The sequence below is a fragment of the Embleya scabrispora genome, assembly GCF_002024165.1.
Classification (GTDB): Bacteria; Actinomycetota; Actinomycetes; order Streptomycetales; family Streptomycetaceae; genus Embleya; species Embleya scabrispora_A.
In genome coordinates, this window is the sequence record NZ_MWQN01000001.1 from 4,120,937 (window position 1) to 4,133,079 (window position 12,143).

A 12,143-nucleotide genomic window follows, 5' to 3' on the forward strand; every position below is an offset into this window, starting at 1 on the left:
GGGGCCAGGGCCGGGCGGGTTTCGTGGCCGTCGGGCGGGTGCCGGTCGGCTGGTTCAGTCGGGTCCGGGCGGCTCGATGCGGCGGGTGCGAGGAGTCGCGTCGGGGTGGATGTGGTGTCGGTTCGGGATTTGCCGGGCCGGGTGGGTGGGCCGTCGGACGGGCGGTGGCACGCGTCGGACGCGGTTACGGCCGTGCCGGCTCGTTAGTTCAGTCGGGCCCGGGCCGCCTTTGCCTCGGTGAGCATGCCCTCCGCGGCCTTGGGGTCGATGTGCTTGACCACTTCGGCGTACTCCTCCAACTGCCGTGCGCCGGCCGCGAACTGCCCCGTCCTGGCGAGCAGGGTGCCGCGTTCGTGCCGCAGTGCCGCCGGGTGGCGCGGCAGCAGCAGGGACAGCTCGACCGCCCACAGCCGGGTCCAGGCGCCCTCGATCCCGCGCTCGGGCTGGGCCGCCCAGGCGCGGATGTTGTTCAACATCCGCAGCAGGATCGCGGTCGGCCGCGCCGGTTGCAGCAGCGTCGGATCGCCGGGCCGGCCACCCGCCTCCGCGGCCAGTCGGCGGGCCCGGGACACCGACAGCGGCACCCCGCCGTGGAACGGGTCGGCCAGCTCGAACTCGCCGTCGGGATCCCCGATCCCGACCACGAAGTGTCCCGGCAACGCGACGCCGTACACCGGCAGCCCGGCCCGGCGGCCGACGTCGATCCACACCACCGACAGCAGGATCGGCAATCCGCGCCGGCGGCGCAGCACCTCGTGCAGCAGCGACGAGCGCAGGTCGGCGTAGTCGGACTGCTGCCCGAGGAACCGGGCCCGCCCGCCGAGCACCCGCGCCAGCGCCGCGGCGGCCCCCGACGGGTCGAAGGCGGGCCCCGCCTCGGCCCGCACCGCCGCCGCGAGCCGCTCCAACTCGGCGATCCCCACCGCCGGATCGAACGCCGGATCGACCTCGACGCCCATCAGCAGCGCGGCCTCGGCCAGATCCACCTCGTCGGCCCGCACGACCGCGGCGAACCGGTCGCGGGGACTGCCGGGAGCGCTCACGTGGCGGCCGGGGAGCGGCGGTAGTGGTAGCCGTGGTGGTCGGTGTAGCCGAGCGCGTCGTAGAGCTCGCGCGCCGCCCGGTTGTCCGACTCCACCTGGAGCCACCCGGTGACCGCGCCGCCCGCGAGCGCCCGGTCGGTCAGCGCCTTGACGATCGCTCGCGCGTGGCCGCGTCTGCGGTGCGCCGGGTCCACCTCCAGGCCGGCGAAGCCCGCGTAGCGGCCGAGCACGCACACCCGGCCGATGGCGACCGGCCGGTCCGACTCCGGGTCGGACACGGTCGCGAACAGCGTCCCCGGCGGCCCCTGGAGCACGTGCCGCTCGGCGCCGCCGGCGTGCTGCGCGACCCGGTGGTAGAGGGACACCCACCCGTCGGTGAGGGTGGTCCCGACCTCGACCCGGCCCGCGTCCACGTCGCGCAGCACGTCGGCCGCGCGCACCAGGCGCCCGGTGCGCATCAGCGCGTCGCCCTCGGCCGGCCACCCGGCGGCGTCGAGGAAACGGTCGAACGGGTCCTCGTGCGCGACCTGGAACAGCGTCGGCAGGTCGCGCGCCGAATACCAGGCATCCACTCGATCGAGTGCCTCCGGGAAGGGCATGTCGGGCTCGCCCAGGACCAGCACCGAGTTGGCCCGGCGGGTGAATCCGCCGGCCGCGCGCAGCAGCCACTCGCCGAAGGCGGCGACCTCGGTGGCGGGCCAGGACCGACTGGCCACGTCCTGCAGGCGGGCCGGGGTGAGCCGCCGCACGGGTGGCGGGACCACCTTGGCGGCGACGATGCTCGCTTCCGCCACCCGGGCGATACTGCCGTCCCTGCGGGTGATTGTCAGCACACCGTCGCGCCAGTCCACGAGGTCGCCCACGACGTCGGAATAGCTCGCCTCGGCGTCCTCGGGCGGCAGTTCGCGGCGCACCGACACGCGTCTGCCCACATCCCGCGGTGTGATCCTCTTCACCTGTCCGGCATCCCCGATCCGTGCTGACCTCGTCCGCCCACGTCTGCTGACATGTTCCCGGCCCACAGGTAAGGGCCACCTGCTAGGAGTAGGCCCCGGCCCACCGCGATACTAGTTGCGGGCACCGACGTTGCCGCGCTCCCGCGCACCCTGTACCGCCCGCATGAGGAGGAACCCGACGTGACCTACGTCATCGCGCAGCCCTGCGTCGACCTGAAGGACAAGGCATGCATCGAGGAGTGCCCCGTCGACTGCATCTACGAGGGTGAGCGTGCGCTGTACATCCACCCCGACGAATGCGTCGACTGTGGAGCCTGCGAGCCGGTCTGCCCGGTCGAGGCGATTTTCTACGAGGACGACACCCCGGAGCAGTGGAAGGACTACTACAAGGCGAACGTGGAGTTCTTCGACGATCTCGGCTCCCCGGGCGGCGCCTCGAAGATGGGTCTGATCGCCAAGGACCACCCGCTCATCGCCGCGCTGCCGCCGCAGGCGACCGGCGAGTAGAGCGTCGTGACCGCTTCGCACAACGGTGCGCGGCCGCTTCCCGACCCCGCCGACGCGCGGGGCCGGGAAGCACGTCGCGTCACCGACCTGCTCCCCGTCTTCCCCTGGGACCGGCTCGAGCCGTTCGGCGCGAGCGCGCGGGCCCATCCCGACGGCGTGGTCGACCTGTCGGTGGGCACCCCCGTCGACCCCACGCCGGAGCTGATCCGCGCCGCGCTGTGCGCCGCCGCCGACGCGCCGGGCTACCCGACCGTGTTCGGCAAGCCGGAGCTGCGCGAGTCGATCGTCGGTTGGTTGCGCCGACGGCTCGGTGTCACCGGGGCTAGCGCGGACGCCGTGCTGCCGGTGATGGGGACGAAGGAACTGGTCGCGGCACTGCCCAACCAGCTGGGGCTCGGCCCGGGCGACATCGTCGCGCACCCGGCGCTGGCCTACCCCACCTACGACGTGGGCGCGCGGCTGGCCGGGGCCACCCCGCTGCCGGTGGTGGACGGCACCCTGCCCGATCCCGCCGGGGTGCGGATGATCTGGCTGAACTCGCCGGGCAACCCGCACGGCGCGGTGCGCACGCTCGAACAGACACGCGAGATCGTGGCGTGGGCCCGCGCGCACGACGTGCTGCTCGTCTCCGACGAGTGCTACATCGAGCTGTGCTGGGACACCCAGGCGGTGTCGGTGCTGCACCCCGACGTCTGCGGCGACTCGCACCGGGGTCTGCTCGCGGTGCACTCGTTGTCCAAGCGCAGCAACCTGGCCGGCTACCGCGCCGGGTTCGTCACGGGCGATCCTTCGGTGATCCGCGAACTGCTCGCGGTGCGCAAGCACTCCGGGCACATCGTGCCCGGCCCCGTGCAGGCCGCGATGACCGTCGCCTTCGCCGACGACGAGCACGTGGCCGAGCAGAAGGCGCGCTACGCGGCCCGGCGCGCGGCGCTGCGCGGCGCTCTGGAGTCGGCGGGCTTTCGAATCGAGCACTCGCAGGCGAGCCTGTACCTGTGGGCCACGCGTGACGAGGACTGCTGGGACACGGTGGCCTGGTTCGCCGAGCGCGGCATCCTGGTCGCGCCGGGCGACTTCTACGGGCCGCTGGGTGGCCGGCACGTGCGGCTCGCGTTCACCGCGACCGACGAGCGGGTCGCGGCGGGCGTGAAGCGGCTGCACGAGGGCTGAGCGGGCGGTCGCGGCCGCCCGGAACCGAGGGCCGCGTTCGGGGACGGGGATAGGCTTCCCGGCATGACCGTGAAGCTCGATCTGTCCCAGGACGCGGCATCGCTCACCGCGCAACTCGTCGACATCCCGTCGGTCAGCGGCGACGAGCGGGTGCTCGCCGACGCGGTGGAGGAGGCGCTGCGCGCCGTCCCGCACCTGACCGTGTACCGGGACGGCGACTCGGTCGTCGCCCGCACCGAACTCGGGCGCGCCGAGCGCATCCTGATCGCGGGTCATCTGGACACCGTGCCGATCGCGGACAACCTGCCGTCGCGGATCGAGGGTCCGCTGATGTACGGGTGCGGCACCTCCGACATGAAGAGCGGCGTCGCGGTGCAACTGCGGCTCGCCGCGCACCTGCCCGAGCCCAATCGCGACGTCACCTACGTGTTCTACGACTGCGAGGAGGTGGAGGCCGCGCGCAACGGGCTGCTGCGGCTGGCGAACAACCACCCCGAGTGGCTGGTCGCCGACTTCGCGGTGCTGATGGAGCCCACCGGCGGCGCGGTCGAGGGCGGCTGCCAGGGCACCTTGCGGGTCACGGTGACCACCACCGGCACCCGCGCGCACTCGGCCCGTTCGTGGCTGGGCGACAACGCGATCCACGCCGCGGCGCCGATCCTGGCCCGGTTGCGGGCGTACGAGGGCGCGCGGGTGGAGATCGACGGCCTCGAATACCGCGAGGGGCTGAACGCGGTGAAGATCGAGGGCGGCGTCGCGGGCAACGTGATCCCGGACGCGTGCGCGGTGACGGTCAACTTCCGCTTCGCGCCCAATCGCAGCGTCGAGCAGGCGCTGGCGCACGTGTGCGAGGTGTTCGCCGGGTTCGACGTGGTGCTCACCGACGAGGCCGCCGGGGCGCTGCCCGGCCTGGACCGGCCCGCCGCGGCGGCGTTCGTGGCGGCGATCGGGACGCCGCCGCGGGCCAAGTTCGGCTGGACCGACGTGGCGCGTTTTTCCGCGCTGGGCATTCCGGCGGTGAACTACGGGCCGGGCGATCCGAATCTGGCGCACAAGCGGGACGAGCACGTGGAGATCGCGCTGATCGGGGACAGCGAGGAGCGGCTGCGGCACTGGCTCGGCTGAGTCGGGCGCGCGGGGGGCGCGGACGGGGTCGCCGACGGGGTCGCGGCCTCGGTCGCGGGCGGTTTCGGGCCGGGTTCCGGGCCGGGTCTGTGGCGTAAATGCGATCGGGGCCCGGCTCGGCGTGGCAGGGTGGCCGGATGGACGCGCGATTCGCTCCGGAGGAGCCACCCGAGTTCGCCTCGCCCAGCGAGGTGGAGGAACAACATTCCGGCATGGGGCACCTCGGCACCGAGGCGTGGCGGGTACTGCGGATCCAGACCGAGTTCGTGGACGGGTTCGGCATGCTCGCCGACCTCGGCCGCGCGGTCAGCGTGTTCGGCTCGGCCCGGACCAAACCGGGCTCGGCCGAGTACCGCATCGGCGAACGGGTCGGACAGGCGCTCGCGGAGGCCGGCTACGCGGTGATCACCGGCGGCGGCCCCGGCGCGATGGAGGCGGCCAACAAGGGTGCTCGGGACGCCGGCGGACAGTCGGTGGGCGTCGGCATCAAGCTGCCGTTCGAGTCCGGGCTGAACCCGTACGTGGACCGCGGCATCACCTTCCGCTACTTCTTCGCGCGCAAGACGATGTTCGTCAAGTACGCGCAGGGCTTCATCGTGCTGCCCGGCGGGATCGGCACGCTGGACGAGTTGTTCGAGGCGCTCACCCTCGTGCAGACCGGCAAGGTCACGCACTTCCCGGTGGTGCTGATCGGCCGCGACTACTGGAGCGGACTGGTCGACTGGGTGCGTGACGTGGTGATCGCCCAGGGCAAGGCGTCGCCGGCCGACCTGGACCTGATCCGGATCACCGACGACGTGGACGAGGCGGTGCGGATCATCCGCGACGCCGATCTGGAGTGCTCGAAACTGGAGGCCGAGGCACGCGCGGACAAGGCCGCCGCCGAAGGACGCGCCGCCGGCGGGTCGATTGCCACCTGACGGGCATGCGGGGGCTTCGTCGTGTTTACTCGGACGACACCGAGGGGCGAAAGCGTAGGGGCGTCCCGATATCTCCCGCCTGTCACAGGAGCAAACCAGATGTCGCTGTCCCGTAGGGGTTTCCTCGGTCGCACCGCCACCACCGGTGCCGGTGTCGCCCTCATCGGCAGCACCGGCATGCTGCTGGCGCCGAACGCCTCGGCCTCGTCCCGTCCCGGCGACCGGCGCCCGCCGGCCCGCGTCGGCTACGGCCCGCTGGTGGACGACCCCGCCGGGCGGCTGGCGCTGCCCAAGGGCTTCTCGTACCAGATAGTCACCGAGGCCGGTGTCACCAAGCTGGAGTCGGGCGAGGCCACCCCGAGCAACCACGACGGCACCGGCGCGTTCAAGCTGCGCGGCGGCGGCACCGTCCTGGTGAACAACCACGAACTCGGCGGTTCGCTCAAGGACACCCCGCTGCCGGTCCCGCACCTCGCGGGCCTGGTCTACGACGAGGGCCTGGCCGGCGGCTGCACCGTGGTCGAGGTGAACCGTTACGGCAGGCGGATCCGCGAGTACGTCGGCGTGGCCGGCACCGCGACCAACTGCGCGGGCGGGGTGACCCCCTGGGACACCTGGCTGACCTGCGAGGAGACCGAGCAGCTGGCCGGTCAGGGCAGCGCCACCAAGGACCACGGCTACGTCTTCGAGGTCGACCCGTACGACCGCCGCGCCAACCGCGACCCGAAGCCGATCAAGGCGCTCGGCCGGTTCGCCCACGAGGCGGTCGCGGTGGACCCGCGCCGCGGCCACCTGTACCTGACCGAGGACGCGAGCAACCCGAACGGGCTGTTCTACCGCTGGGAGCCCCCGCGCCACTGGGACGGCGGTCGCGGCCGGCTGCGCAAGCTCGCCGACGACGCGGGCACCCTCGCGGCGATGCGCTGCGTGGACGCGAGCGGCAAGCACGTCGACGACCTGTCCCGCGCGACCGAGGTGGGCACCACCTATGCGGTCAACTGGGTCACCGTGCAGGAGCGCGACGCGCGCACCACGTCGATCCGCAAGCAGTTCCAGAACACCGACATCACCCGCGGTCGCAAGATCGAGGGCATCTGGTGGGGCGACGGCGGCGCGTACGTGGTCTGCAGCTTCGCCCGCAAGGAGAGCCCGGGCACCGCGCACGACGGCCAGATCTGGTTCTACGACCCGCGTCGCGGCCGGCTGACCCTGAAGCTGCGCTTCGGCGTCAACGCCACGCCGGACGTGGACGGTCCGTTCGACGGCCCGGACAACATCAGCGTGTCGCCGCACGGCGGCGTGATCATCGCCGAGGACGGCGAGGGCGTGCAGCACCTGCTCGGCGCGACCGACGACGGCAAGACCTACCCGGTCGCCCGCAACGACGTGGACGGCGACAGCGAGTTCACCGGCCCGATCTTCTCCGAGGACGGCCGCACGCTGTTCGCGAACGTGCAGACCCCGGGCACCATGTACGCCATCCAGGGTCCCTGGAAGCGCTGCTGAGGCACGAAGTCGCCGGCCGTCGTCGCCGTCGAAGCCCACTTTTCGGCGTCCGCGCCCACCTTCGCGGTGGGGGCGGGCGCCGAAAGGCGTTCTCCGGGAAGCGTACGAGGCCACCGGGGGCGGGGTCTTCGATCGGGGGCTCGAAGACCCGCCCCGGGCCCGTCAGGCCAGGGCGCGACGGGCCACGGCGGGCTGCCGGGTGCCGTGGATGGAGGACACCATGTCGAGCACCTGGCGGGTCTCCGCGACCTGGTGCGCGCGGTACACCCGGGCCCCGAGCCACGCGCTGACCGCGGTCGTGGCCAAGGTGCCGAGCAGCCGCTCGTTCACCGGCTTGTCCAGCGTCTCGCCGACGAAGTCCTTGTTGGACAGCGAGACCAGGACCGGCCACCCGGTGTCGACCATCTCGCCGAGCCGGCGGGTGGCCTCCAGCGAATGCCGGGTGTTCTTGCCGAAGTCGTGCCCCGGGTCGATCAGGATCGCGTCCCGGCGCACGCCGAGCCGCGCGGCACGCTCGGCCAGGCCCACCGTGACGTCCAGGATGTCGGCCATCACGTCGACGTAGCCGATCCGGTGCGGCCGGGTGCGCGGCTGCGCCCGGCCGGCGTGCGTGCACACGATGCCCGCGTCGAATGTCGCGGCCACCTCGGCCAGCTTGGGGTCCACCCCGCCCCACGCGTCGTTGAGCAGGTCGGCGCCGGCGTCGCAGACCGCCTCGGCGACCTCGTGGCGCCAGGTGTCCACGCTGATCACCACGTCGGGGTGGCGGCGGCGCACCTCGGCCACGAAGGACACCGTCCGGCGGACCTCCTCCGTGACGTCCACCTCGGCCCCCGGACCGGCCTTCACGCCCCCGATGTCCACGATTCCCGCGCCCTCGTCGATCGCGCGGGCGACCGCGTCCAGGGCCGGTCGATCGTCGAACGTCGCGCCCTTGTCGAAAAACGAGTCCGGTGTCCGGTTGATGATCGCCATGATCACCAACTCGTCCCCCTCGAACTCCCGTCGTCCCAGCCTCAGCGTCGTCACCCCGTCGACCTCCGCCCACACCCTGCACGTGCCACCTGACCCCCTGATCGTGGCACGATCGTCCCGTGCGACGAGCCGGGGGCTTCCCGAAACGGCCCGGAGCCGACACCGTTCCAGCGCCTGCACCGCCGTCGAAGGGGAGCCGTCCGTGTTCTGGATCCAGCTTGTCGTGGTGATCGGGGTGGTCCTCGTGATCGCCGCGGTCGTGCTCGGGGCGGGTGGCTCCCTTCCGGACGCCTACCGCGAACAGCCCGAGCTGCGGATGCCCGGCGACCGCCCGCTCACCAGCGCCGACGTCGACCACATCCGCTTCCCGGTGGTCTTCCGGGGCTACCGGATGAGCGAGGTGGACCTGGTGCTGGACCGGCTCACCGGCGAACTCGCGGCGCGCGACGCACGCATCCTGGAACTCGAGTACAAGCTCGCCGGCACCACGCCGGTCGGCGTCGCGTCGGCGATGGCGGGCGTGACCGCCGCCGGGGCGAGCGCGTTCGGCGCGAGCGGGCACGCCCCCGCGCCGCGCGGCTCGGGCACCTCGCCGGCGAAGCCGGAGCGCACCGAGGCCGCGGGCTCGACAGCGGTCGACGCCGAGGCCGCCGAACCGGGGGGCGAACCGCTGGGCGAACCGGCCGTCGACGCGGACGAGACGTCGGAGTCGAACGCGGACGTGCCGGCCGCCGAGCCGGCCCCGGCCCCCGAGGCCGCCGTGGACGAGGCGAGCAACGAGGCGAAGGACCGGGCCGAGTTCGAGCCGGAGGACGGCGGGGCGAACAGGGACGACGAGGCGAAGGGCGACCCGAAGTCATGACCGCCGCCGCCCCCGTCGTCGGTGGTCCGGTCCCGGGACCGGACGGACTGCTGCGCTGCCCGTGGGGCGCCACCGGCCCCGACGACTACCGGCAGTACCACGACACCGAATGGGGCGTCGCGGTCCACGGTGAGGACCGGCTGTTCGAGCGGCTGTGTCTGGAGGCGTTCCAGTCCGGTTTGTCCTGGTTGACCATCCTGCGTCGGCGCGAGGGCTTTCGGGCCGCCTTCGCCGACTTCTCCATCGCGCGGGTGGCGGCCTTCGACGACACGGACCGCGCGCGGCTGCTCGCCGACGAGGGCATCATCCGCAATCGGGCCAAGATCGACGCCGCCATCGCCAACGCGCACGCGGCACAGGCCCTCCAGGGCGGCCTGGACGCCCTCGTGTGGTCCTTCGCACCTTCCGGCCGCCGGAAGGCCCCCAAGGCCCTCTCGGACGTCCCGGCGGTCACCGACGAGTCCACCGCCCTGGCCAAGGAGCTCAAGCGCAGGGGTTTCCGCTTCGTCGGCCCGACCACGGCCTACGCGATGATGCAGGCCTGCGGCCTGGTCAACGACCACCTGGAGGCCTGCGTCTCCCGCTGACCCGCCCCCGCCTCGACCCGGCGGGCGGCGTCCGCCCCGCCGGGTGGTGGGCGTCAGCGGCCGAGGAAGGTGGGCTTTTCCTTGGCGACGAAGGCGGCCACCGCGATGCGGTGGTCCTCGGAGGAGCCCGCCCGCAGTTGCAGTTCGTCCTCCTTGGCCAGGGTGTCGACCAGGGAGTGCGAGGCGCCGTAGGCGACCGATTCCTTGAGGGCGGCCAAGGCCACGGTCGGGCCCTCGGCGAGGCGGTGGGCCAGGTCGCGGGCGGTGTCGAGGACCTCGTCGGCCGGTACCACCCGGTGGGCCAGGCCCAGTTCCAGCGCCTCGGCGGCCTTGACCGTGCGGGGCAGCATCAGCAGTTCGATCGCCCGGGCCTGGCCGACCAGGCGCGGCAGCGTCCAGGACGCGCCCGAGTCGGCGGTCAGCGCGACCCCCGCGAAGGCGGTGTTGAAGCCGGCCGTGTCCGCCATGATCCGGAAGTCGCAGGCCCAGGCGATCGCCGCACCGGCCCCGGCGGCGACCCCGTTGACCGCCGCGACCACCGGCTTGGCCATCGTCGCCAGCGCCGTCACCAGCGGGTTGTAGTGCTCGCGCACGGTCGCGAAGGTGGCGTCGTGGCCGGTGTCCAGCTGACGGATGTGCGCCTTCAGGTCCTGGCCGGCGCAAAACGCCCGACCGCTGCCGGTCAACAGCACCGCCCGGACCGCCGGATCCTCGGCGGCGCGCAGGACCGCGTCGCGCAACGCGATCTTGGTCGGCTCGTCGAGCGAGTTCATCGCCTCGGGCCGGTTCAGCGTGACGGTCGCGACTCCGTCGGCGAGGTCGTACCGCACAATCTCGGCCTTGTCGGTCATGACTTGCCTCCACATCACATACATCGCCGCAGGTGGGATGTGCACAGCATGCCGGAAGCCGGATCCGGCCGGCGTCCCGCCCCTGACGGACCGTCAGCTGCATTTCCGAGCCGGGACGGACCATCTCATTCCGCGCCGTACGGACGGGGTCGGAGAGGTCGACGGGACCCGATGTTGCTCACCCCACCGTTCGATGCGGGATAATGGTCCCTGATCAATGCTCTCGAAGACCGGTGGCCGGTTTGAGCACCGGTGCGTCGATATGCAGGAAGGGGAACGAGCATGGCGGCCATGAAGCCGCGGACGGGCGACGGCCCGCTCGAGGTGACCAAGGAAGGGCGGGGCATCGTCATGCGCGTTCCGCTTGAGGGCGGTGGACGGCTCGTGGTCGAGCTGTCGGCCGATGAGGCCGGCGCCCTGAGCGAGGCGCTGAAGAACGCCGTGGGCTGACCCCCTGGGGCGACGCCCTCGACGAAAGTCGTGATGCGACGGCCCCGGCACGGACATGGAGACTCATGTTCGTACCGGGGCCGTCGGCATGTGCCCGGTCGGGCCGCACGTCGGCCCGGTCCGGCTCAGCCCCGGCGGGCCGCGCACAGCAGGCCGTCGCCGACCGGGAGCAGCGCCGGCACCAGCGACTCGTGCTCGCGGATCACCCGCAACACGTCGCGCACGGCGGCGGTCTCCGCGTCGCGGTGCGCCGGATCGGCCACCCGGTCGCGCAGCAGCGCGTTGTCGAAGCAGACCACGCCGCCGGGCCGCAACAACCGCAGCGCCTCGGCGAGGTAGTCCAGGTATTCGAGCTTGTCCCCGTCGCAGAACACCAGGTCGTAGCCGCCGTCGGCGAGCCGGGGCAGCACCTCCAGGGCCCGGCCCGGGATGAACCTGGCGCGCCCGCTGGGAAAGCCCGCCTCGGTGAAGGTCTCCTTGGCGAGCCGCTGGTTCTCGGGATCGGCGTCGACCGTGGTGAGCACCCCGTCGGAGCGCATGCCGCGCAGCAGGTAGAGGCCGGACACCCCGGTCCCGGTCCCGATCTCGGCGACCGCCTTGGCCTCGACCGCGGCGGCGAGGAAGCGCAGCGCGGCGCCGCCGCCGGGACCTATCGGGAGCACGCCGACTTCCCGGGCGCGGGCGCGGGCGCCCGCGAGGACGGCGTCCTCGCCGACGTACTCTTCCGCGAACGCCCAGCTCGCCTGGCGATTGCCGGAAATGGCTTCCTCCTCTGTCCCGGCCGCCCGTTCGCGCTCGAAACGGGTCGGCCACCTGAGCGCAAGCGTATTACCGAGGCGTCCCCCCACCACCCGGGGAGCGCCGCCCAACCGCCCACCCCACCCCGCCGCCCCCCACCCCACGGCGCGTCAGCGCCCCCGACAGTGGCCACCCACGCGATCGACGCGCGAAGCGCGGAGAGCGGCGGAGCCGCCGCTTGTTTCTTTGGGCTGGGCGACCCGGAGCGAAGCGGAGGGGCGCACAGCCGCGAGCGGGGTGCCGCTTTTCTGCGGAGGAGCGAAGCGGGGGAGCAGAAAAGCGGTGCCTCGCGAGCCGGCGCGAAGCGCCCAACAAGAAGCAACGCCGCGCCCACGACCGCGCCCACCCACCCGTCCCTCGCGCCTCGATCCCTCGCGCCTCGATCCCTCGCGC

13 protein-coding genes are annotated in these 12,143 nt (G+C 72.9%); 8 read left to right on the top strand and 5 right to left on the bottom strand.

Going from position 1 to position 12,143, the window contains the following annotated elements:
• Window positions 1–203: 203 nt before the first annotated feature.
• Window positions 204–1,043 carry a SirB1 family protein gene (locus tag B4N89_RS18240; protein ID WP_078976888.1) on the bottom strand — a complete coding sequence of 280 codons (840 nt, stop codon included), beginning with the start codon at window positions 1,041–1,043 and terminating at the stop codon, window positions 204–206.
• Complete coding sequence (locus B4N89_RS18245) at window positions 1,040–1,975, bottom strand: GNAT family N-acetyltransferase (RefSeq protein WP_235618681.1); 936 nt, start codon at window positions 1,973–1,975, stop codon at window positions 1,040–1,042. The genes B4N89_RS18240 and B4N89_RS18245 overlap by 4 nt, the downstream gene beginning before the upstream one ends.
• Before the next feature lie 204 nt (window positions 1,976–2,179).
• Between B4N89_RS18245 and fdxA the strand changes: the two genes are divergently transcribed.
• From fdxA to B4N89_RS18270, 5 genes are all read left to right on the top strand, one after another.
• Entirely contained in the window at window positions 2,180–2,506 is a 327-nt protein-coding gene (gene fdxA, locus B4N89_RS18250; RefSeq protein ID WP_020556628.1) for a ferredoxin, read from the top strand.
• A gap of 87 nt (window positions 2,507–2,593) precedes the next feature.
• Complete coding sequence (dapC, locus tag B4N89_RS18255) at window positions 2,594–3,676, top strand: succinyldiaminopimelate transaminase (protein WP_143658143.1); 1,083 nt, start codon at window positions 2,594–2,596, stop codon at window positions 3,674–3,676.
• A gap of 63 nt (window positions 3,677–3,739) precedes the next feature.
• A complete protein-coding gene (gene dapE / locus B4N89_RS18260) occupies window positions 3,740–4,801 on the top strand; it encodes a succinyl-diaminopimelate desuccinylase (RefSeq protein ID WP_078976890.1) in 1,062 nt (353 codons plus the stop codon).
• Between the two features lie 137 nt (window positions 4,802–4,938).
• Window positions 4,939–5,721 carry a TIGR00730 family Rossman fold protein gene (locus tag B4N89_RS18265; protein WP_078976891.1) on the top strand — a complete coding sequence of 261 codons (783 nt, stop codon included), beginning with the start codon at window positions 4,939–4,941 and terminating at the stop codon, window positions 5,719–5,721.
• A gap of 99 nt (window positions 5,722–5,820) precedes the next feature.
• A complete protein-coding gene (locus tag B4N89_RS18270) occupies window positions 5,821–7,227 on the top strand; it encodes an alkaline phosphatase PhoX (RefSeq protein WP_078976892.1) in 1,407 nt (468 codons plus the stop codon).
• 162 nt (window positions 7,228–7,389) lie between these two features.
• Here B4N89_RS18270 and folP read toward each other — a convergent pair whose 3' ends face one another.
• Complete coding sequence (folP, locus tag B4N89_RS18275) at window positions 7,390–8,202, bottom strand: dihydropteroate synthase (protein WP_078976893.1); 813 nt, start codon at window positions 8,200–8,202, stop codon at window positions 7,390–7,392.
• 202 nt (window positions 8,203–8,404) lie between these two features.
• Here folP and B4N89_RS18280 point away from each other — a divergent pair, with 202 nt between their 5' ends.
• Window positions 8,405–9,064, top strand: coding sequence for a DivIVA domain-containing protein (locus tag B4N89_RS18280; protein ID WP_235618682.1), 660 nt, complete (start codon window positions 8,405–8,407; stop codon window positions 9,062–9,064).
• Window positions 9,061–9,651, top strand: coding sequence for a DNA-3-methyladenine glycosylase I (locus tag B4N89_RS18285; RefSeq protein WP_078976895.1), 591 nt, complete (start codon window positions 9,061–9,063; stop codon window positions 9,649–9,651). The genes B4N89_RS18280 and B4N89_RS18285 overlap by 4 nt, the downstream gene beginning before the upstream one ends.
• 53 nt (window positions 9,652–9,704) lie before the next feature.
• Here the strand turns inward: B4N89_RS18285 and B4N89_RS18290 are convergent, their stop codons facing one another.
• Complete coding sequence (locus B4N89_RS18290) at window positions 9,705–10,502, bottom strand: enoyl-CoA hydratase/isomerase family protein (RefSeq protein ID WP_078976896.1); 798 nt, start codon at window positions 10,500–10,502, stop codon at window positions 9,705–9,707.
• A 282-nt stretch (window positions 10,503–10,784) separates the two neighbouring features.
• Here B4N89_RS18290 and B4N89_RS18295 point away from each other — a divergent pair, with 282 nt between their 5' ends.
• A complete protein-coding gene (locus tag B4N89_RS18295; RefSeq protein ID WP_078976897.1) occupies window positions 10,785–10,952 on the top strand; it encodes a DUF3117 domain-containing protein in 168 nt (55 codons plus the stop codon).
• Between the two features lie 125 nt (window positions 10,953–11,077).
• Here B4N89_RS18295 and B4N89_RS18300 read toward each other — a convergent pair whose 3' ends face one another.
• Window positions 11,078–11,713 (bottom strand): O-methyltransferase, encoded by a 636-nt coding sequence (locus B4N89_RS18300; protein ID WP_078979442.1) that lies wholly within the window; start codon window positions 11,711–11,713, stop codon window positions 11,078–11,080.
• Window positions 11,714–12,143 lie beyond the last annotated feature (430 nt).

What these genes read in the sequence shown, in the direction of transcription:
- dapE (WP_078976890.1), top strand. Translation starts at nt 3,740, where the DNA reads ATGACCGTGAAGCTCGATCTGTCCCAGGACGCGGCATCGCTCACCGCG.
- B4N89_RS18265 (WP_078976891.1), top strand. Translation starts at nt 4,939, where the DNA reads ATGGACGCGCGATTCGCTCCGGAGGAGCCACCCGAGTTCGCCTCGCCC.
- B4N89_RS18270 (WP_078976892.1), top strand. Translation starts at nt 5,821, where the DNA reads ATGTCGCTGTCCCGTAGGGGTTTCCTCGGTCGCACCGCCACCACCGGT.
- folP (WP_078976893.1), bottom strand. Translation starts at nt 8,202, where the DNA reads ATGGCGATCATCAACCGGACACCGGACTCGTTTTTCGACAAGGGCGCG.
- B4N89_RS18285 (WP_078976895.1), top strand. Translation starts at nt 9,061, where the DNA reads ATGACCGCCGCCGCCCCCGTCGTCGGTGGTCCGGTCCCGGGACCGGAC.
- B4N89_RS18290 (WP_078976896.1), bottom strand. Translation starts at nt 10,502, where the DNA reads ATGACCGACAAGGCCGAGATTGTGCGGTACGACCTCGCCGACGGAGTC.
- B4N89_RS18295 (WP_078976897.1), top strand. Translation starts at nt 10,785, where the DNA reads ATGGCGGCCATGAAGCCGCGGACGGGCGACGGCCCGCTCGAGGTGACC.